The organism is Burkholderia sp. Ac-20392, assembly GCF_017104585.1.
Classification (GTDB): Bacteria; Pseudomonadota; Gammaproteobacteria; order Burkholderiales; family Burkholderiaceae; genus Burkholderia; species Burkholderia lata.
Genome location: NZ_JAAGPB010000043.1, coordinates 13,013 through 33,534 on the forward strand (window position 1 = coordinate 13,013; position 20,522 = coordinate 33,534).

Consider the following 20,522-nt stretch of genomic DNA (forward strand, 5'->3'; position numbering starts at 1 on the left):
AACCGGGGACGGCTGCCGCGGGCCGAAAAACGAACAACGAGAAGAATCCTGAGAGCATGGCAGATCAAAAACTCCCGCCGGGCGCGGAATATGAGCAGGCCACCCCGTGGCTGACCGATGTGCATCCGGACGACGTCGTGGCGTCCGGCGAAGGCTTCAACGCGTGGCTGATCAGCGTGACGAACGGCTACGTGAACGTCGACCGGCTGGCGACGGTGGCCAGCATGATTCCGGTCCTCAACAACCTCATGGCGCTGGCCGACGCCCTGACCGACATCGTCTCGATCATCCGCAAGCGAGGCGGTGAGCTGCTCGACTATCTCGGGCTGGCGATCAACCTGATCGGCGTGATTCCGTTTCCGCCGGTGCTGGCGCCGATGCGCCTCACGGCGCGGCCGCTGCTGGCGCTGATCCGCAATCAGCTTCTGATTCACAAGCGCGACATCGGGGCTGCGATCGTGTCGATCGTCGTCACGCACGTGCAGGCGTCGTTTTCGACCGAGGTCGAGGACTTCCTGTCGAAGCTGCAGGCCGTGGTCAACGACCTGATCGATCACTGCGCGGCGAAAGCGCAGGAGATCTTCACGGGTCTGGCCGACGGCATCGACGCGGTGGTGGCGGGCAAGTTGTTCGATCCGACGAAGAACGAACAGGAAGCCGCCGAATACCGGCAGTTGATGAAGAAGAGCGGATGGCTCAGCAAGGACTTGGTAAAGGGGGCGTGGGGTTATCTGACCGAGTCCGGGGTGGCACTCGGCAAGCGCAACGTCAACTCCGCCGGTAGCACGGCGGCAGGGCTCGTTCCCGAGAAGTATGTCGCACCGATTCGCTCGATTGCGGTGTCGTTGCGCACGTTGGCACCGGTGGTGGTCGGCAAGATCAACGAACTGAAGGGCAGCGACGAAGGCAAGCTGATGTGGCTGCTGCTGAAGCTGATCAATGCGTTGCGGCACAAGCGTGAAGCGATGCGGACCGCATCGATCAAGTCGCAGGGCACGACGGAAGCAGAGGCCCGGCGGCCGCAGGTACCGCTTGCAGCGGCGAAGAAGGAGGCGAAAGCGAAGGGCTCCGGCGTCAACCATTGCGAAGAGTGCGGGAGCGGTGCATCGGTCGGCGCGATTAGCTATTCGTTCGGCGACGAGACGTTTTCCCATGCCGATTTTGAATTGCCGGGTGCGATGCCGATCGTGTGGATGCGGGTCTACCGCTCCAGGCTGGCCGGATACGATGACGGCGAACTGGGTGCGCGCTGGCTGTCGCCGTACATGACGCGTATCGATGTTCGGGGCGGCAAGTGGATCTGCAGCGATTCAACGGGCCGCAACATCGAATATCCGGCGCTTGCGGCAGGTGCTGTTCACGACGATCGCGTGGAAGGCGTAACGCTGAGCCGGCTCGACGACACGTGGGTAACTGTCGCGTACGGCCACGATTTGCTTCACGTCTATGAGAAGCGCGGCGATTCGTTCCGGCTCGCATTGCAGAAGGACCGCGCAGGAAATACGATCGCGCTCGATTACGACGACGCGAATCGTCTGGCGCGGCTCGTCAGCTCGGCCGGGCATACGCTCGCGTTTCGTCACGACAGCCACGGGCGTATCGCAGCGATCGAGCAGATCATCGACGCGAGCACCCGCACGACACTCGCGCAGTACCAATACGACGAGAACGGCGACCTGATTCGGGCAACTGATCGTTACGGTAATGCACGCCAGTATGCGTACCATCGCCACCTGATTACCCGCTACACGGATCGCACGGGCCGCGGCATGAACCTCGAGTGGGAGGGGGCCGAGCGCGACGACAATACGAACGCACAGTGCGTACGTGAATATGCCGATGACGGCAGTCACGACATTCGCCTGATGTGGCATCCGAACATCCGGTTGACCTATGTGACCGACGCGCTGGGCAACGTCACGCGGTACTACTACAACATCCGCGGGTACATGTACCGGATCGCGTATCCGGATGGCACCGAGGAGTGGATGCGGCGCGACCAGGACAACAACCTAGTGATGCGTGTTCATCGCGACGGCGGCATCGAGGAGATGGACTACGACGCGCGCGGGAACTTGACGAAGCATTTTCGCGTCGACGGGGCGGTTGTCGCGATGGAGTACAACGGACAAGATCAGCTCGTTCGGCTCAAGGATCCCGAAGGGTACGTGTGGGAACGTTCGTACGATGACGCGGGCAATCTTGCGGGGCAGAAGGATCCGCTCGGGCGTGAGACGAAGTATGCGTACAACGCCAGCGGAATGCCGATCAAGACGATCGATGCCAAGGGCGGTGCGACTTCGCTCGTCTACGATGACGCCGGACAATTGCTGCAGTACACCGACTGTTCCGGCAAGGCGACGAAGTGGAAGTACGACGGCGATGGGAGACTCGCGCAGTCGATCGACGCCGCAGGCAACGCCACGGTCTACCAGTATGGCAAGAATGGCGGGTTGAGCGAGATCTCGTCGGCAGCCGGCACCGTCCGGTTCACACACGATGCAGAAGGCCGGTTGCTGTCCCAAACCGATCCGATGGAGCGCGTCACGCGTTTTTCGTACGACGTGGCGGGACGTGTGGCAAGCCGCGTCGATGCGCTCGGATACACGCTTTCATATCGCTATGATCGTCTCGGCCGCTTGACTGCATTGACCGATGCGAACCGCGCGACCTATCAGTTTCACTACGATCCCGCAGGGCGCTTGCTGGAAGAGATCGGTTTCGACGGCAAACGGACGACGTACGGATACGACGAAGGCACGCTGCAGCCGGTGAAGGTCGACGAGGCCGGGCAGGTGACGGAACTCGAGTTCGATCAGGCCGGCCGGCTCGCGCGCCGGATCTCGGGTGCCAGCGAGGAGCGGTTTGCGTACGACGCGAGCGGACGGCTCATCGAGGCGCGCAACAGTCATAGCCGGATGCAGGTGTTCTTCGATCCGGTTGGTAATCCGGTTCGCGAGCATCATGCCTATCGGTTGTTTGGCGGCGAATCGCGCAGCTACGTGTGGCATCACGAATATGATGAAATCGGCACGCGGATCAAGACCGTTCGACCCGATGGACATGTGCTGGACTGGTTGACCTATGGCTCTGGTCACGTGCACGGGCTCGTGCTCGATGGCGAGGAGCGAATCCAGTTCGAGCGTGACGATCTGCACCGCGAAACGGGGCGGACGCTGTCGAGCAAGCTGGCGCAGCAGACGCAATACGATCCGGCCGGCCGGATTACCCGGCAGGCGGTTCGGCGATCCAACGCGCCGGCCGCGCTGGCCGAGCGCCGGTATCGGTACGATGCCGTTGGACAGCTCGAACATATCGAGGACAGCCGGAAGGGGCTGATCAGTTACCGCTATGACCCGATCGGCCGCCTCATTGCGGCGATCGGGCCGCTCGGCGCGGAGCATTTCGCGTTCGACCCGGCGAGCAACATCGTTGATCAAGGCAGTCGCAAGCACGCGCGTACGCCGGGGCTGGCGAAGGCGAGCCCGGTGGTGCCAGACAGCGTGGACAGCACGTTGCCGCCGGAAGTGCCGAAGGTGCTCGGCAATCTGTTGAAGGAATACGCGGGCACGCACTTCGAATACGATGCGCGCGGGAATTTGATCGGAAAGAGTTCGCCGTCGGGTAGGCAGCAGTACGAGTGGGACGGATTCAACCGGTTGAGAATCGCGCGCGTCGAGGAGTCTGAGCGGCAGCATGAAGCGCGGTATTTCTATGATGCATTTGGACGCAGGATCGGCAAGGATGTCGATGGTGTGCGGACGGTGTTCGGCTGGGATGGCGACCAGCTCGCTTATGAAAGCAGCGAAGGCGACGCGACGCAGTATGTGTACGAGCCGGAATCGTTCGCCCCGCTTGCCCAATATGTGGCGGCTCGGCCGGTTGCGGGGATTCAGACGCCGGTGTGGCGAGAAGGCGAGCCGTATGTGCCGGAGAATGATCCGCTGCAACGTGTGCCGGAACGGCAGTCGGACGCGCATTTGTTTTACTACCACTGTGACCAGATCGGTACGCCGTTGCTGATGACGGACGAGGCCGGCGAGGTGGTGTGGGAGGCGTCGTATCGGGCCTGGGGCGAAGCGCGGGAGGTGATCGCGCGGGTGTCGCAGCGGGCGGGCATCGCGCCGCGGAACCCGATTCGGTTTCAGGGACAGCAGGAGGATGCGGAGACGGGGCTGAGGTATAACCGGAATCGGTACTATGATCCGAGTAATGGCCGGTTCATTAGCAAGGATCCTATCGGCCTCGTCGGTGGCATCAATGTCTATCAGTATGCTCCAGACCCGGTAGGTTGGATCGATCCAATGGGGCTTGCGAAGGTAGGGCAACTCGGCACCTACGGGGATCTTAATGGGGGAGATAACGTTGGCGACGGTCTACAAGCTCACGAACTTCTTCGCCACGAATATCTAGTGCAAAAAGGGTTGGCTAGCAAAAATTGCAGAGATGCGGACAATCCTTCGATTGCGCTTGATCTCGATAGGCATACCCGAGGTCCTACTACTGATACTCGTAAAATAGGTGGTGCGCATTATCACGAAGGCAAGATACGGCAGACTTACGGGCTCGGTAGAAACGAGTTTCATGACGATATTAAGCGAGAGCTTGATATTACTCAGGGTGGCTTGAGAAAGGCTGGGATTTCGGCCAGTCAAGCGAGGCGGCTCAGGAAGCGGGCACAAGCGTTCCTGGCAAAAAAATGTCCATGTATATGTGAGGTTTGATATGAAAAAGCTACTAATGGATGCGGAGTGCCATGACGCGCTTGAGCCGAGAATTGGAGGGGGGGCACTTATCGGTGGGCTTGTAACTTGGCCGACGGCGTCTTCGGGAGAGGAGCTTCAATTAGTGGCTTCTCTGCCAGCAAAATTCCTTGGGATTGAGGGCGGGGCGGAGTATGTTTCAGTGTTTTCGTTTTACTCGAGGGATGATTATTTTTTGGATCGCATAACGTATCACGGTGATTCCGAGGAAATGGCAGTTATTAAGGGTGGTAGGACGACTCACGTTGTTTTTCATGAGAAAGGAGGGGAGATTTTTGGAGGGGATGTCATACCGGCCAGAAGACTAATTGCTGGAGATGATGTGGCGCAGCCATATCAAGGTAGCGGAATAGGTGCGCCGCCTGGATTCCTCCAAAATGAAAATTTGGTGCTCGACCAGGGTCTTGAATTTTCTTTGCAGTTGTACTCGGGTGACTTTCCGGAGAACTGGACGGATATATTCGGGTTAAGCGATGCGCTGGCTTATTTGTTCGTCGATAAGGATAAATGCGAAGGGTTGTTTTTTGCTCAGGTTACGTGATAGTTGTTGCAGTAAAAGTGACGAACTAACCGGAAGCAAGGAACGATCTGCCGTGAAGTATTACGTTCTGTCTCAAAGAGCAGACCCAGGCTGCCCGGTCGGCATGCTGAATGGCTCGCTGTACGACAAGTACTATCAGGACGCCACGAGTGTAGGCGTCGGGTACTTCCCCTGGTATGCAAACCCGTCGCGCGGGAAGGCGCACGAAAAATTTCCGGATGGCGTCGTATTCATCACCCAAGACGACCGGTACGATTTTGATGTCCGCGCAGACTTGGGTTTTTATTACCTGATGAGCGAAAGATTTGGCGCTGTTGTCTCTGAACTGAACGTCCCGATGGTGGACGTTGCACCGGTCAGGATTTTGTCTTCGGAAGGAGAGCCCGCATCAGGAGACGGCTATTGCGTTGCGATCTTCCCAAGCTTTCGGCCTGAAGAGGTGGGTGGCGGCGAGTCGAAGTTTGTAGACGGGAAATTTGGCGGAATCGCAAGAATAAGGAAGCTGGTTGTATCCGACGATTTCGCATGTCCTGTCTTCAAGCTGAGCGGCATGGAGGGGAGCAGCAACTCGCTGATCTGCTCCGAGGAATTTCGCGATGAAGCCATCAGGCGTGGCATCAAGGGAGTCGAGTTTCTGGATGCAGAGACCGTTGATTGGCCGGCGGTGAAGCCCGTATGACGTCATGCTTCCCTCGAATGTGATGGTGGAAACGGCTTGATCAACGCCGCTCCAGTGCCTAGCGGCGCGCGACCATGCGTCAGTCGACTGATGTGTTCCGCCGCTCGCCTCGCTAAAATGCGCGAAGCCGCTCGCCAACGCCTCTCTGGTAGCGCCAAGACAATCAAGAATCCGGAGACTTGCCACCATGGCATCCACCCAGCCCGACCCGCTCGCAGCAGCGGGCGCCGCGCACCCTGCGGCGATCGACCCCGGCTCCATCTCGGCCCGCCTCGACCGCCTGCCGCCCACCCGCACCGTCTGGAAGCTCGTCGTCCTGCTGAGCCTCGGCTTCTTCTTCGAGCTCTACGACCTGCTCTATAGCGGCTACGTCGCCCCCGGCCTCGTGAAAAGCGGGATTCTCTCCGCGACGACGCACGGCCTGTTCGGCACCACGGGCGTCGCGAGTTTCATCGCCGCGCTGTTTTCCGGCCTCTTCATCGGCACGATCGCGTGCGGCTTCCTCGCCGACCGCTTCGGCCGCCGCGCGATCTTCACGTGGTCGCTGCTGTGGTACACGGCCGCCAACGTCGTGATGGCGTTCCAGGACACCGCGGCCGGGCTCAACTTCTGGCGCTTCGTCGTCGGTCTCGGCCTCGGCGTCGAGATGGTGACGATCGGCACGTACATCTCCGAGCTCGTGCCGAAGCAGATTCGCGGCCGCGCATTTGCGTGCGAGCAGGCGGTCGGGTTCGTCGCGGTGCCGGTGGTCGCGTTCCTCGCGTACCTGCTCGTGCCGCACGCACCGTTCGGCCTCGATGGCTGGCGCTGGGTCGTGCTGATCGGCGCGCACGGCGCGCTGTTCGTGTGGTGGATTCGCCGCGAACTGCCGGAAAGCCCGCGCTGGCTCGCGCAGCAGGGCCGGGTCGACGAAGCCGATCGCATCATGCGCGCGCTCGAAGCGAAGGTCGAAGCCGAATATGGTCGCCCGCTGCCGCCGCCCGCGCCCGCCGAACCCGTGCCGCCGCGCGGCAGTTTCCGCGACATGTGGGTGCCGCCGTATCGCAGCCGCACGATCATGATGACGATCTTCAACGTGTTCCAGACGGTCGGCTTCTACGGCTTCGCGAACTGGGTGCCTACGCTGCTGATCAAGCAGGGCATCACGATCACGTCGAGCCTGATGTATTCGAGCGTGATCGCACTCGCCGCGCCGATCGGCCCGCTGATCGGCCTCGTGATCGCCGACCGTTTCGAGCGCAAATCGGTGATCGTCGCGATGGCGGCGGCGATCGTCGTCTGCGGGCTGCTGTTCAGCCAGACGACGGTGGGCGCCTTCCTGATCGTGCTCGGCATCGGCCTCACGCTCGCGAGCAACATCATGTCGTACAGCTTCCACGCGTATCAGGCCGAGCTGTTCCCGACGTCGATCCGCGCACGGGCCGTCGGCTTCGTCTATTCGTGGAGCCGCTTCTCGGCGATCTTCTCGTCGTTCGTGATCGCGGCCGTGCTGAAGGGCTTCGGCACCTTCGGCGTGTTCGCGTTCATCGCGGGCGCGATGGTGATCGTGATGGCCGCGATCGGGTTCATGGGGCCGCGAACGAAAGGCATTGCGCTGGAAACCATCTCGAAGTAATCGGTGGTTGCGCACGCGTGTCGCGCGGTTCGTGCGGCATGCGCGCCATGCGACGGCGATTGCATCGCGCATACGTTGTGTACCGTGTTTCGGGAATGCTCTGGCATACGAATCGATTTGAAAATGCAGTCATGCCGTAGCGAAACACACCGCTTCCTGTATCGATTTCGAACGCCCAACAAACAAGATTGCCACGTAACGAAACAGCGGGCGGCAACGAGTTGAAACAAAGCGTGACGAAGCGCAAAACCACGGTGAAACCGCGACTTGAGCCGCTGCCGATTCTTGCGCGGACGCGTAAAATGAAGGGCCTGACGACTCATTAGCCGCCATCGGACCGACCGCGTTGCACCAGCGAACGGCTCCGCCGCGAAGAGGCGTCGGCGCCGGGCGCACACGATGCGCCGGACGTGTCGATGGCTCGCGCGGAAGATGCGCCGCCCGCAACAGCAGCATGCGGCGGCCGGATCGGCCGATGGCTTCGAACGTATGATGCTTTTCAGCTTTACGCGGCGATTTGCAAAACCGCGTTGTCTTGCCCGTGCCTCCGCTGCGTGTATCTGGCTCGCTGCGGCGCTACCGATCTCCGTGCTTGTCGAGCGGCCTGCCTTTGCGGCGTCCGACGCATCGTCGCCTGTCGCTACGTCATCCTCATCAGTCGAGTCGCCTGCATCGGCGGCTTCCCGTGCGCATGCCGCTTCGTCGGCACATGCGTTGTCAGGAGCCGCGGCCGCGCAGCCCGCGCCTGCCGCATCGCACGCGCATCCTGCGCAGCCTGCCAGTCCGGCATCGGCCGCATCGGCGGCCTCTGCCGCTTCCGCTGCTTCCGCCGCCACACCTGCATCGGCCGCTTCCGCGACGCCTGCCAGCGAGGCCGAAGCACCCGCCCCGACACCGCCACGCCAGCATCCGCCACTGTCGGCTGAAGAGGCGAAAAATGCGACCGCACGCGCGGTCGACATGCGCAAGCGCTTCACACAGGAAGTCACGCGGCGCCTGAGCGTGCCCGCAAGCGAGCAGCGCGCGTACGGCGAGCGGCTCCAGAAGGCGCTCGTCGATGCGGATCTCGGCGACCTCGCCGGCGAATACATCGCGATGGTCGACCGCGCGTCGACCGTCCAGGCGCTGTTCATCTACTTTCGCGCGACGCCGGCCAACGCGTGGATGATGATCGGCGCATCGCCGGTCGGCACCGGGCTGCCGGGCAAGTACGACCATTTCCTGACGCCGCTCGGCGTGTTCCATCACTCGCCGGACAACATGGATTTCCGCGCGGAAGGCACGACGAACGAGAACGGCATTCGCGGCTACGGCCGCCGCGACATGCGCATCTACGACTTCGGCTGGGTGGACGGCGAGCGCGGGTGGGGCAAGGGCGGCGTGTCGCCGATGCGCTTCCAGATGCATGCGACCGACCCCGATCGTCTCGAATCGTTGCTCGGCATCCGGCACTCGAAAGGGTGCGTGCGGATTCCCGCATCGCTGAACACGTTCTTCGACCGGCACGGCCTGCTCGACGACGATTACCAGGCGCGCGTCGAGGCCGGCAAGTCGCTGTGGGTGCTGCGTCGCGATCGCGACATCACGCCGATCGCGGGCCGCTACCTGGTCGTGATCGACAGCGCACGCAAGACACGGCCGGCGTGGTCGCCGTTGCCGGGGCGCAAGGCGTGGTCGAAGCTGCCGAAGGGCGGCGACACGGCGGACTGACGGGCGGTACGGCGGGCACGGGAGCGATCTGGATGAGAATAAATCCGTTTTATTGAACTATAACAAAAGCAAACTTTTATTATCCGATCCGGGTTCGTATAGTCGAGGCCAGTTTCGCGGAACCCTGCCGCGCCTGGACCACCACCGATCACACGACCCGATGAAAACTCTCTACAAGCTCGCCCCGCTCGCGATGCTCGGCGCCTTCGCGACGCATGCCTGTGCGCAAAGCAGCATCACGCTGTACGGTCTCATCTCGGCCGGTGTCGGGTTCGCGACCAACCAGGGCGGCAAGAACGCCTGGCAGGCGCTGTCCGGCACGAACCAGAACCCGCGCTGGGGGCTGAAGGGCAAGGAGGATCTCGGGCAGGGGCTGTCCGCGATCTTCCAGTTGGAGAACGGCTTCAACGTGATGACGGGCACGGCCGCGCAGAACGGTCGCGAGTTCGGGCGGATGGCCTACGTCGGCCTGGCCGACCGCACCTACGGCTCGCTGACGTTCGGGCGCCAGTACGACGCGATCCACGACTACATCGGGCCCGTGATCATCGCGAGCAACGGCGTGAACATCGGCGACAACGACAACGGCTACAACGACATCCGCGTGCAGAACTCGGTGAAGTACGTGAGCCCCGTCTACTACGGCCTGAAATTCACCGCGCTGTACGGCTTCAGCAACGCGACCGGCTTCGCGAACAACAGCGCATACAGCTTCGGGCTCGGCTACGAGCAGGGCCCGCTGCGCTGGAGCGCGGTCTATGCGCAGTACAACCATCCGTATAGCGCGACGAACCAGGACGGCGCGATCGCGAACGACTATGCGTCGCCGCTGCTGATCTTCAGCAAGAGCGCGATGTCGCCCGCGGCGTATGCGAGCCGGCAGCGGATCGCGGGCACGGGCGGCTTCTACACGATCGGCCGCGCGCAGTTCGCGGCGATGTTTACCGACGTGCGCTACGATTACCTCGACAATACGCACCTGCACCTGCAGAACCTCGGCGTGAACGTCGTCTACACGATGACGCCGCAGCTCTTTCTCGGCGCCGCGTATGCGTTCACGAACGGCAAGTACGACGTGATCGACAAGCGGCCGAAATGGCATCAGGTGAACCTGCAGGCCGATTACTACCTGTCGAAACGCACCGACGTCGCGCTGACGGTGATCGCGCAGCAGGCGGCCGGCGACGCGGACCATGCGCAGATCTTCGCGTACGCGCGCTCGACCAGCACGCGCCAGATGATGGCGACGCTCGGCGTCCGGCATGTTTTCTGAGCGCCAGATCATGACCCATCCGATTGCATCCCGCCGCACCTTCCTGAAACTGTCCGCCGCGCTGGCCGGCACCGCGCTGCTGCCCGAAACGGGCGCGTTCGCGGCCGGCGGCGAGGCCGCGCGCCGCACGGTGATCATCGATACCGACCCCGGGCAGGACGACGCCATCGCGATCCTGTTCGCGCTGGGCGCGCAGGACCGGCTCGACGTGCGCGCGCTGACCGCCGTCGCGGGCAACGTGCCGCTCGACCTGACCGAACGCAATGCGCGGATCATCCGCGACTGGGCCGGCCGCACGAAGACGCTGCCCGTCTACGCAGGCTGCCCGCGTCCGCTCGTGCGCGACCTCGTGACGGCCGCGAACGTGCACGGCAAGACGGGGCTCGAAGGCGTCGAACTGCACGAGCCGCGCGCGCCGCTTGCCGCCGGGCACGCGGTGTCGTATCTCGTCGATACGCTGAGCCGTGCGGCGCCGGGGAGCGTGACGCTGTGCGCGCTCGGCCCGTTGACGAACATCGCGACCGCGCTGGTCGAAGCGCCGCAGATTCGCGGCGCGCTGCGCGAAATCGTGCTGATGGGCGGCGCGTTCTTCGAGCGCGGCAACATCACGCCGGCCGCCGAATTCAACATCTACGTCGATCCGCAAGCAGCCGAAGTCGTATTCGGCAGCGGCGTGCCGATCGTCGTGCTGCCGCGCGACGTCGCGGTGAAGGCGCCGATCACGCCGGCGCGCGTCGCGCCGTTCCGCGCGCTCGGCAACCGCTGCGGCGCGATCGTTGCCGACATCATGGATGCCGAGCTGTCGTACAACAAGAAGCGGCGCGGCGTCGAAGACGCGCCGATGTACGACCCGACCGCGGTCGGCTATCTCGTCGATCCGACGCTGTTCGGCGGCCGCAAGGTGAACGTGATGGTCGAGACGACCGGGCAGTGGACGCTCGGCGAGACCGTCGTCGACTGGAACGGACGTAGCGGCCGCGCGGCGAATGCGACGTGGATCAACGAGGTCGACGCGGACCGCTTCTACGCAGCGCTCGTCGAGCGCATCGCGAAGCTGCCCTGAACGCGGGCAGTCGCGCGGCGAACAATGAGCGGTGAACGTGAACGTGAACGTGAACGTAAACGCGATCAGATGTGCTTCGCAATCCACTCGCGGCAGGTACGCACGTGCGGGCCGCGATCGTCGCCGGCGAGCGAGATCAGCGAGATCGCGCGCGTGACGCGCGGCTTGTCGACGCGCAGTGCGACGAGTTCGGGGTCGTGCAGATGCATCGTGTAGAGGCTCGGCAGCACGGCGGTCGCGAGGCCGTTGCGCGCAAGCGCGTAGAGCGGCTCGGTGTATTCCATCCGGTACGTGACGTTCAGGCGCAGCTTCTCGGCGCCGCCGGTGCGATGCAGCGATTCGCTGACGCTGCCGCGCACGAACACCGCGAGCTCGCGATCGACGAGCTTGGCCCACGTGACGCTCTTCGCGCGGGCGAGCGGATCGTCATGCCGCACGACGATCACGATCTCGTCCTCGAAGAGCTGCCGGTAGCGCAGCGTGCCGTCGTCGCTGTCCGGCTCGCGCACGCCGATGCCGAGATCCGCGACGCTGTCGCGCACGGCTTCGACGAGCGCGCTGTTCGGCAGGTCGGTGAGCGTGAAGCGCAGCGTCGGATGGGCGTCGCGCAGTGCGTTGAGCGCGGGCAGCAGGCGGCCCGCGACCGACGGGATGAACGCGATGCGCACGGTCTGGATGCGTTCGCCGATGAGCCGCGTCATGTCGTCGAAGGTGCCGCGCGCCTGGTTGAGCAGGCGTTCGGCGAGCGGCAGCACGGCTTCGCCGGCGGACGTCAGCGTGAGCCGGTGCGCGGAGCGCGCGAACAGGCGCCCGCCGAGCAGGAACTCGATCTGGCGGATCGACGCGGTGAGCGCGGGCTGCGTGAGCGACAGCGCCTGCGCGGCTTGCGTAAAGCTGCGTGCGTGGGCGAGCACGACGAAGTGCTGGACTTGCCGCAGCGTGAGTGCGGGCAGCAGCGACGAGCGGTCGGACGACATCGGGCAATAACGGTCGGGATGCGGTACGCGGCAGTATAAGACCGCGCTGCGTGAATCGACACAGGACAATATTCGGAATCACAGGAGAACCACCATGTCAGCGACTGACACGATGCCGGCGCGAGCGCCGGCCAACTGGCTCGAACGCCGCTTCGCGCTCGCCGCGCGCGGCACCAGCGTGCGCACCGAGACGATCGCGGGCGTCACGTCGTTTCTCGCGGCCGCGTACCTGCTCGTCGTGATCCCGTCGCTGCTCGCGACGGGCGGGATGGAGCGCGGCGCGGCGACGACCGCGACGATCATCGTGTTCGTGCTGTTCACGACGCTGATGGGGCTCTACGCGAACCTGCCGTTCCTCGTCGGCCCCGGCATCGGCGGCTCGGTGATCATCGGCGTGACGCTCGCGACGACGGAGCACGTGGGCTGGCAGACGGGCCTCGGCATCGCCTGCGTATCGGGCGTGCTGTTCTTCCTGCTGACGATTCTCGGTGCGCGCGGCGTGGTGGTGCGGTTGATACCGGTGCAGATCAAGCTCGGGCTCGGCGCGTCGATCGGGCTGTTCGTCACGATGCTCGGGCTGCGCAATGCGGGGATGGTCGTCGCGAACGCGAAGACCAACGCGTTCGCGCTCGGCGATTTCTCGCGGCCGGGCGCGCTCGTCGCGTTGATCGGCCTCGCGGTCGCGATCGTGCTGCAGGCGCGCAAGGTGCCCGGCGCGATCCTGATCGCGATCCTCGTCGCGGCCGCGGCCGGCGTGCCGCTCGGCGTCACGCATCTGCCCGCGTCGTTCGTGTCGCTGCCGCACAGCATTGCACCGATCGCGTTCAAGCTCGACATCGGCAGCGCGTTGAGCCTCGCGGCCGCGCCGTACCTGTTCGCGTTCTTCGCGGCCGAATTCTTCTCGACGCTCGGCACCGCGCTCGCGGTCGGCGCGAAGGCGAACCTGCTCGACGAACAGGGCAACCTGCCGAACATCAACCGGCCGTTCCTCGTCGATTCGCTCGCGGCGACGATCGGGCCCGTGTTCGGCATTCCCGCGCTCACCGCGCTGATCGAATCGGCGGCGGGCGTCGAGGCCGGCGGCCGCAGCGGGTTGTCGTCGCTGGCCGCGGCCGTGCTGTTCGCCGCGATGCTGCTGTTCGTGCCGGTCGCGCTCGCGATCCCGAAAGAGGCGACCGCGCCGGCGCTGATCCTGATCGGGCTGTCGATGTTCGCGACGATCCGCCATACGCATTTCGACGACTTCACCGATGCGCTGCCCGTGATGTCGATGGTGCTGCTCACGCTGATGTCGAACAGCTTCGGCACCGGCATCGCGGGCGGGCTGCTGTGCTACGTGCTCGTCAAGCTGCTGGCCGGCCGCTGGCGCGACGTGTCGTGGGGGCTCGTCGTGCTCGCGATTCCGCTCGGCTATTACTTCTGGACCGTCGTGAAGCCGCACTGAGAGACGGCATTCACGACGCATCGGCACTACCGAAAAAGAGACTGAAATGAAGGGAACACCAGGTAACGTCCCGGCCGCGCGCACGGGCATCGAGATCACGCAGGCCCATCGGGCCTTCTTCCACGCGCTGCCGAAGGTCGAGCTGCATTGTCACCTGCTCGGCGCGGTGCGGCACGACACGTTCGTCGCGCTCGCGGAGCGCAGCGGCGCGCCGATCGAGCGCGCGGAGATCGACGCGTTCTATGCGCGCGGCGAAAAGCCGGTCGGCGTGCTGCACGTGCTGCGCGCGCTCGACAAGTATCTGCTCACGCAGCCCGACGACCTGCGGCGGATCGCATACGAGTATCTGGAGGATGCGGCCGCGCACAACGTCCGGCATGCGGAATTCTTCTGGAATCCGACGGGCACGGTGCGCGTATCGGGCATCGCGTATGCGGACGCGCAGGCGGCGATCGTGACGGCGATCCGCGATGCCGCGCGCGACTTCGGGATCGGCGCGCGCCTGATCCCGAGCATCGACCGGGAGCAGGATCCCGACGAAGCCGTGGCGATCGTCGAATGGATGAAGGCGAACCGCGCGGACGAAGTCGCGGGGCTCGGGATCGACTATCGCGAGAACGACCGGCCGCCGGAACTGTTCTGGAAGGCTTACCGTAATGCGCGCGCGGCGGGTTTTCGCACGACCGCGCATGCGGGCGAGTTCGGGATGCCGTGGCGCAACGTCGAGACGGCCGTCGATCTGCTGCAGGTCGATCGCGTCGATCACGGCTATACGATCGTCGACAACCCGGCGCTGTGCGCGCGCTATGCGGAACGCGGGATCGTCTTCACCGTCGTGCCGACGAATTCGTACTACCTGCGCACGCTGCCGCCGGAGCAATGGGCGGAGCTGCACCCGATGCGCAAGATGCCGGGCCTCGGGCTGAAGATCCATCCGAACACCGACGATCCGACGTTGCACAAGGTCAATCCGTCCGAAGCGTGGGAGCTGATGTTCAGCCATTTCGGCTTCACCGTGGCCGAGCTTAAGCAGTTCATGCTGAACGGGATCGACGGTGCATGGGTGGACGATGCGACGAAGGCCGCGTGGCGTGCGGCGTGGGCGCCGGAGTTCGACGCGCTTGCTGCCACGCTCGCGGCGGGCTGAGCGCGGCTGCGTTATGCGCCGGGGGTAGCGTCAACCAGCCGGCGCCTCGTTCAGGTTCAGGTGGTAGCGCAGGTCGCCTGCGAAATCGAACAGCGTGTAATCGCGGAACGAAAAGCGCCACACCCCGTCGACGCGTTCGAATGCGTCGTGATAGCGGCCCGCCGCGACCGGTTGCAGCGGGAACCCGTCGACGGCCTGCAGCACCGTGTAGTACGAGCGTGCCGTCGCGCAATGCGCGGCTTCGTCGATCTCGATGATCGGATTGCTCACCACATGCTTCGTGCGCGGCGTGCCGCACGCGTAACGCTTTACGCTCGCGCTGAACAGCGCGAGCAGTTCATCCGCGCCGATCGTCGGCGCACCTTCCTGCGTCTTGATGCGCGCGTGCCGGAACAGCTCGGCGACACCCGGCAGGTCGCCGGCGTCGAGCAATTCCGCGTAGCGGTACAGCAGGTTCGCGATCGCGACTGCGCTGTGGGTCATGCGGCCTCCACCGTCGTTGAACGATGACGCCGATCGTGAACGTCGCGCAGCGGCTCCGCTTCGTCCGGGTGGACTAATCCGGTGCCGGGCGTGGCAAAGGCAACTGCCTTCGTCATCGCGCTCCTATAATGAGCGCCGACACGACAACAGCAACTATAAAGACGAGGGCGACCCTTCCGATGGGCAATCGATCATGGCTGTATCTGCAGGCCGGTGACGGCGACGACGAGCGAACGATCGCGCTCGCGGAATCCAACAATCACTTTCCGCTGCTGTGGCGCGTACTGCTCGCCAACGGCGGTGCGGGCGACGCGATTACTGATCAGCGCGTGTTCGGCGATGCCGGCACGCCGAATCTCGCCAGCGACGCGCGCGCCGCGCATGCGCGACTCAGCCGGCTCGCGGCGTTCGTCGTCGCGCACCCGCTGCCCGGCGACGATCCGGCGCTCGCGCGCCAGTTCGATGCGGTCGTGCGCCATCTCGGCGAGTCGATCGATGCGCTTGGCGATGCGCACGGCGCACCACGGTTTTCCGCGAATCTCGACGAGTTGTCGTGGCTCGACGGCGGCGATCCGGACGACTACATCAACCAGGAACGCGATACCTGTACGCGCCTGTGGTGGCAGGTCGCGAACTGCATGGATTTCCGCGACGCGCGCGGCGTGCGCGATGCGCTCGAGATCGAGTCGCCGCCCGACTGGCGCGACTGGGCGTGGGGCTTCGGGTTCGGCTGCATGTCGCATCACTATTTCATCCGTCAGGAGCCGCCGCGCGGCGTGATGTTTGCCGAGATGTTCGATGCCGGCGAGGTGCACGGCAACTGGCTCGGCTACGGCACGTTCAGCTTTCGCGCCCGCAACGGGCTGTGGGGCGTGCGGCGTGAAACCGACGACGCGTGGCGCGTGATCGTGCCGCCCGAGTGGACGAACCTGTGGACGAGCGGCGCGCGTGACGACCGGTTGCTGTGGGCCGCGCGCGACGGGAAGGTCGGCCTGCTGTTCGCCGATGGCGATGTCGACCGCGACGGTGACGGCGACGGCGACGAAATGCGGATCGTGCGCGAACCGTCATTCGACGCCGTGTGGGATTTCAGCGGCGACGTCGCATGCGTGCGCGTCGGCGAGCGGTTCGGGCTCGTGCGCACGGACGGCACGTGGGTGCTCGAACCGTCGCTCGACGATTTCGGCGATTTCACCGGCGGGGTCGCGTCCGCGAGCCTGGACGGCCGCTGGGGCTTCGTCGACACGCACGGTGCATGGGTGATTCCGCCGCGTTTCGACGATGCGCGTGAATTCGAGAACGGCACCGTCGCGGCGGTCTCCGAAGGCGAGCGGTGGGGGCTGATCGGGCGCGACGGGCAATGGCGCGCGCAGCCCGAGTGGGACGTGCTCGAATGGTCGTCTGAATGCGGCGCCTTCCTCGCGCAGCGCAACGGCCACGTCGGCCTGGTCGATGCGAAGGGCCGGGTCGTCGTCGAGCCGCATTACGCGGAAGTCGCCAGGCTGACCGACGACGAACGCACGGACATGCTGACCGAGCTCGGCGCGATCCGCCACATCGTTCGGCGCGACGACGGGCGTTGCTCGATCGTCGACGGGCAGGGCCGCGTGCTTGCACCGTTCGACTTCGTCAACATGGGTGCGCTGCCGTGGTTGCCCGATGACGAAGCCGTGCCGGGCGAGCTGTTCACGCGTTACGCGATCGGCGTCCTGCCGGGCGAGCCGGTGCGACTCGCGATCTGCGATCTCGAGACGGGCGCGACGGTCGTGCACGGGCGCTACGACGACGTGGCCGGCCTGTTCTGGGGCGTCGATCACGGCTGGCTGGCCTGTGTGCAGGACGAGGGCGACAACGACGTGCGGGCGACGGTGCTTCGCGCGGACGGCACCGTGCTGCATCCGGCGCGTTACACGCGGATCGGTGACGATGCGCTGTTCGACGACGATCGCGACGCCGCCGGACACGCGATGCTGATGCCATGGTTCGTCCGCCGTGTCGCGGTCGCGCAGAACTGGAGCATGGGCGAACCGGTCGCCGCATTGCGCGACGACGGCGTGCCCGTATGGCTGTACGCGGACGGGCACGCGACGACGACGCTTCGTTAGGCCGGACGGCTGTCGTGGTCGCCGGCGTGGCCCGTCGGCACCCCGATCAGCGGAAGAACCTCAACCAGTCGAACAGGCCCGGATGCGGCGCGCGTCGCCGCGGCGCCGGTGCGCTGCGCGGCCGGAAGTCCGGCGAGAACTGCGCGTGCGGATCGATCGCCCGCGCGCGCAGCGCCGCATCGTAGAACGTGCCGACGATCGGCAGCGCGCTGTGCGCGCCCGCGCCCCAGTAGTCGCTGCGCAGCGTCACGCTGCCGTCGTCGAAGCCGACCCACGCGCCGGCCACGAGCTGTGGATGCATCAGGATGAACCAGCCGTCCGCGTTGTCCTGCGTCGTGCCCGTCTTGCCGGCGACGTCGACACGGATTCCGTAGCGCGAACGGATGTCGGCGCCGGTGCCGCGATCGACGACGTCGCGCATCACGTCGACCAGCGTCTGCGCCGCGGGCTCCGGCAACGCACGTTCGGGCGGCGCGCTGCCGAAGGCCGCGAGCACCTTGCCGTCGCGATCCTCGATGCGCGTGATCATCTGCGGCGCGACGTACACGCCGCGGTTCGCGATCGTGCCGTACGCGGACACCATCTCCTTCAACGTGACGGGGCTCGTGCCGAGCGCGAGCGACGGCACCGCGTCGAGCGGGCTCTCGCGCACGCCCATTGCACGGGCGAGCTGCGCGACCTTCGCGGCGCCTTCGTGCTGCATCACCTGCGCGGTGATGCGATTGCGCGACAGCGCGAGTGCATCACGCAGCGTCATCGGCTCATCGGTCGGCGGCTCGGCATCGGTCGGGCGCCAGACCGCACGGCCGTCGATCGGGATCGCCACGGGGCGGTCGACGAACGTGTCGCCCGGCCGCATGCCGTCCGCGAACGCGGCGCCATAGACGAACGGCTTGAACGTCGAGCCGGGCTGGCGCCGCGCCTGCGAGACGTGATCGAACGGTTCGCTGCCGAAATCGGGGCTGCCGACCCACGCGCGGATTGCGCCGTTGCGCGGATCGATCGCGACGAAGCCGGCCTGCACCTGCGTCTTGCGCTCGCACAGCGTGCGCATGAATGCCCGATTGGCGCCGAGCTGCTTCAGCGCCGCGACATCGGTGAGCCCCGTGTCGCGTGCCTGTCGATAGTCGGGTGTCTGGCGGATGAAGCCGCGGAACAGCTCGTTGCGCAGCCCGCAGCCGGACGGGCCGCGCCACGCGCTGTCGGCGATCGCCTGCAGCCGTTCGGTCTGCCGCGTCAGTGCCTGCGTTGCCATGTCCTGCAGCCGCGCGTCGAGCGTCGTGCGCACGACGAGTCCGTCGGAGTACAGATCGTAGTTGTTGCGATCGGCCCACGCGATCAGCCATTTGCGCAACTGCACCGCGAAGTGCGGGGCGAGGCCGGTTATATGTCTGTAATCGATGTGTGACTATTTTGTCTCATTTGTGGTGTAGAAACATTGATCTGTCGATATTGCATGGATAGATGCTATGGCCAAGAGACCTCGACCGTTCGCCAAACTAAGCGCTGAGATCGTCCAAAAGCCTGAGAAGCGGGTCCTAACCGTTACCGGACTTCCCAACGACGCCGTCAGCCTGACCGAGCGTAGGAATGAGCGCAATCGCCTGCCAGACTTCAACGCGGTAAGCCTCGTGATGCGGTACGAGACACATAATCCACGGAGGCCAGTCTTTACCCGCGATCTGTCGGCACTCGCCGACATGTATCCACACCATCGCTTCCTGATTCAGCAATTGCTTTTCGGCGTCGGCTTGCACTTCGGAGGGAAGCCTCACGCGCACCAGAGCTACCAGATGTGTCACCTGGGTATCGAAAATTTCATTACATTCCTCAACAGCGACGAACCGCTGCAAAGCAATCCGACCTGCACGGCAGATTTAAGCTATACCGTCGGCCGCTTCTTCCATTCGTGGATGATCCGGATGTACCCCGGTCGCGCAACCAACCGCAAACTCTTTGGCAGCCTTCGTCTTGCCATTGTTGCGGTCCAGAAAAAGTACGGTGGGTACACGCCGCGCACGCGGCGGATGTGGCGGTCGAGATGGCCTTCCGCGATGAACGCGGCCAGCACGTGCTGGTCGGCGGTCGGCACATGGCGATCCATCAGCACGCGGGCGCCGCAGAACGCGGGCACGAGATCGGCGGGCGCGATCACGTAGCCGAGCCGCAGCGACGGAAACAGGATCTTGCTGAATGTGCCGAGATAGATCACGCGATCGGGGTCGAGCCCCTGCAGTGACGGGAACGGATGGCCTTCGTAGCGCAGCTCGCTGTCGTAGTCGTCTTCGACCACCCATGCGCGCTGCGCACGCGCCCACGCGAGCAGCGCATTGCGCCGCGCCATGCTGAGCGGCATGCCGAGCGGATACTGGTGCGACGGGGTGACGAAAGCGACCCGCGCATGTGGTGCGAGACGGATGCCGGCGTCGACGTCGATACCGTCGGCGTCGACCGGCACCCGCACCATCGCGTCGCGCCGCCCGGTGCTGTCGAGCAGCGCGGTGATGCCGCGATAGGCCGGATTCTCGACCCATGCCTGATCGCCCGCGCCGAGCAGCACCTGGCTCGCGAGATGCAGCCCCTGCTGCGTCCCGCTCGTGATCACGACCTGGTCGGCATCGCAGCGCACCGAGCGCGAGCGGCGCACGTAGTCGGCGATCGCTTCGCGCAGCGGCAGCGCGCCTTGCGGATCGGCATAGCCGGACGGCGCGCCGGCGCCGCG

13 protein-coding genes and 2 pseudogenes are annotated in these 20,522 nt (G+C 64.8%); 10 read left to right on the forward strand and 5 right to left on the reverse strand.

All coding sequences use genetic code 11. The annotated features are described in order from the left end of the window. Nucleotides 1-56 precede the first annotated feature (56 nt). The 7 genes from G3N99_RS08785 (at nucleotide 57) to G3N99_RS08815 (ending at nucleotide 11,644) form a co-directional block, all read left to right on the forward strand. Nucleotides 57-4,724, forward strand: coding sequence for an RHS repeat-associated core domain-containing protein (locus G3N99_RS08785; RefSeq protein ID WP_206122171.1), 4,668 nt, complete (start codon nucleotides 57-59; stop codon nucleotides 4,722-4,724). A 1-nt stretch (nucleotide 4,725) separates the two neighbouring features. Then, nucleotides 4,726-5,304, forward strand: coding sequence for a hypothetical protein (locus G3N99_RS08790; RefSeq protein WP_206122172.1), 579 nt, complete (start codon nucleotides 4,726-4,728; stop codon nucleotides 5,302-5,304). 52 nt (nucleotides 5,305-5,356) lie between these two features. After that, complete coding sequence (locus G3N99_RS08795; RefSeq protein WP_174944085.1) at nucleotides 5,357-5,983, forward strand: hypothetical protein; 627 nt, start codon at nucleotides 5,357-5,359, stop codon at nucleotides 5,981-5,983. A 187-nt stretch (nucleotides 5,984-6,170) separates the two neighbouring features. Next, a complete protein-coding gene (locus tag G3N99_RS08800; protein ID WP_206122173.1) occupies nucleotides 6,171-7,598 on the forward strand; it encodes an MFS transporter in 1,428 nt (475 codons plus the stop codon). Nucleotides 7,599-7,997: 399 nt separating this feature from the next. Further along, nucleotides 7,998-9,308 carry a hypothetical protein gene (locus G3N99_RS08805; protein ID WP_206122174.1) on the forward strand — a complete coding sequence of 437 codons (1,311 nt, stop codon included), beginning with the start codon at nucleotides 7,998-8,000 and terminating at the stop codon, nucleotides 9,306-9,308. 160 nt (nucleotides 9,309-9,468) lie between these two features. Continuing rightward, a complete protein-coding gene (locus G3N99_RS08810; RefSeq protein WP_174942278.1) occupies nucleotides 9,469-10,581 on the forward strand; it encodes a porin in 1,113 nt (370 codons plus the stop codon). A gap of 10 nt (nucleotides 10,582-10,591) precedes the next feature. Continuing rightward, complete coding sequence (locus tag G3N99_RS08815) at nucleotides 10,592-11,644, forward strand: nucleoside hydrolase (protein WP_206122175.1); 1,053 nt, start codon at nucleotides 10,592-10,594, stop codon at nucleotides 11,642-11,644. 65 nt (nucleotides 11,645-11,709) lie between these two features. Here the strand turns inward: G3N99_RS08815 and G3N99_RS08820 are convergent, their stop codons facing one another. Continuing rightward, nucleotides 11,710-12,621, reverse strand: a complete 912-nt coding sequence (locus G3N99_RS08820; RefSeq protein ID WP_174942274.1) for a LysR family transcriptional regulator — start codon at nucleotides 12,619-12,621, stop codon at nucleotides 11,710-11,712. 94 nt (nucleotides 12,622-12,715) lie between these two features. Here G3N99_RS08820 and G3N99_RS08825 point away from each other — a divergent pair, with 94 nt between their 5' ends. Together G3N99_RS08825 and add are read left to right on the forward strand one after the other, a co-directional pair. Beyond that, on the forward strand, nucleotides 12,716-14,065 hold the full coding sequence (locus tag G3N99_RS08825; RefSeq protein WP_174942272.1) for an NCS2 family permease: 1,350 nt from the start codon (nucleotides 12,716-12,718) through the stop codon (nucleotides 14,063-14,065). A gap of 46 nt (nucleotides 14,066-14,111) precedes the next feature. Beyond that, nucleotides 14,112-15,212 (forward strand): adenosine deaminase, encoded by a 1,101-nt coding sequence (add, locus tag G3N99_RS08830; RefSeq protein ID WP_206122176.1) that lies wholly within the window; start codon nucleotides 14,112-14,114, stop codon nucleotides 15,210-15,212. 30 nt (nucleotides 15,213-15,242) lie between these two features. Here add and G3N99_RS08835 read toward each other — a convergent pair whose 3' ends face one another. Further along, the gene (locus G3N99_RS08835) at nucleotides 15,243-15,695 is read right to left on the reverse strand and encodes a nuclear transport factor 2 family protein (protein WP_206122177.1); all 453 of its coding nucleotides are present in this window, start codon (nucleotides 15,693-15,695) and stop codon (nucleotides 15,243-15,245) included. A 179-nt stretch (nucleotides 15,696-15,874) separates the two neighbouring features. Here G3N99_RS08835 and G3N99_RS08840 point away from each other — a divergent pair, with 179 nt between their 5' ends. Further along, nucleotides 15,875-17,800: a WG repeat-containing protein gene (locus tag G3N99_RS08840; RefSeq protein WP_206122178.1), complete on the forward strand. Its 1,926-nt coding sequence runs from the start codon at nucleotides 15,875-15,877 to the stop codon at nucleotides 17,798-17,800. 46 nt (nucleotides 17,801-17,846) lie between these two features. Here the strand turns inward: G3N99_RS08840 and G3N99_RS08845 are convergent. The 3 genes and pseudogenes from G3N99_RS08845 to G3N99_RS08855 all read right to left on the reverse strand — a co-directional run. Continuing rightward, nucleotides 17,847-19,181, reverse strand: a pseudogene (locus G3N99_RS08845) (penicillin-binding transpeptidase domain-containing protein); the annotation flags it as partial. 157 nt (nucleotides 19,182-19,338) lie between these two features. After that, nucleotides 19,339-19,653, reverse strand: coding sequence for a hypothetical protein (locus G3N99_RS08850; protein WP_206122179.1), 315 nt, complete (start codon nucleotides 19,651-19,653; stop codon nucleotides 19,339-19,341). 152 nt (nucleotides 19,654-19,805) lie between these two features. Then, a pseudogene (locus G3N99_RS08855) lies at nucleotides 19,806-20,522 on the reverse strand (PLP-dependent aminotransferase family protein); the annotation flags it as partial.

Coding starts and splice junctions, on each gene's coding strand:
- G3N99_RS08820 (WP_174942274.1), bottom strand. CDS start 12,621: ATGTCGTCCGACCGCTCGTCGCTGCTGCCCGCACTCACGCTGCGGCAA.
- G3N99_RS08815 (WP_206122175.1), top strand. CDS start 10,592: ATGACCCATCCGATTGCATCCCGCCGCACCTTCCTGAAACTGTCCGCC.
- G3N99_RS08785 (WP_206122171.1), top strand. CDS start 57: ATGGCAGATCAAAAACTCCCGCCGGGCGCGGAATATGAGCAGGCCACC.
- G3N99_RS08810 (WP_174942278.1), top strand. CDS start 9,469: ATGAAAACTCTCTACAAGCTCGCCCCGCTCGCGATGCTCGGCGCCTTC.
- add (WP_206122176.1), top strand. CDS start 14,112: ATGAAGGGAACACCAGGTAACGTCCCGGCCGCGCGCACGGGCATCGAG.
- G3N99_RS08840 (WP_206122178.1), top strand. CDS start 15,875: ATGGGCAATCGATCATGGCTGTATCTGCAGGCCGGTGACGGCGACGAC.
- G3N99_RS08790 (WP_206122172.1), top strand. CDS start 4,726: ATGAAAAAGCTACTAATGGATGCGGAGTGCCATGACGCGCTTGAGCCG.
- G3N99_RS08805 (WP_206122174.1), top strand. CDS start 7,998: ATGCGCCGGACGTGTCGATGGCTCGCGCGGAAGATGCGCCGCCCGCAA.
- G3N99_RS08800 (WP_206122173.1), top strand. CDS start 6,171: ATGGCATCCACCCAGCCCGACCCGCTCGCAGCAGCGGGCGCCGCGCAC.
- G3N99_RS08835 (WP_206122177.1), bottom strand. CDS start 15,695: ATGACCCACAGCGCAGTCGCGATCGCGAACCTGCTGTACCGCTACGCG.
- G3N99_RS08825 (WP_174942272.1), top strand. CDS start 12,716: ATGTCAGCGACTGACACGATGCCGGCGCGAGCGCCGGCCAACTGGCTC.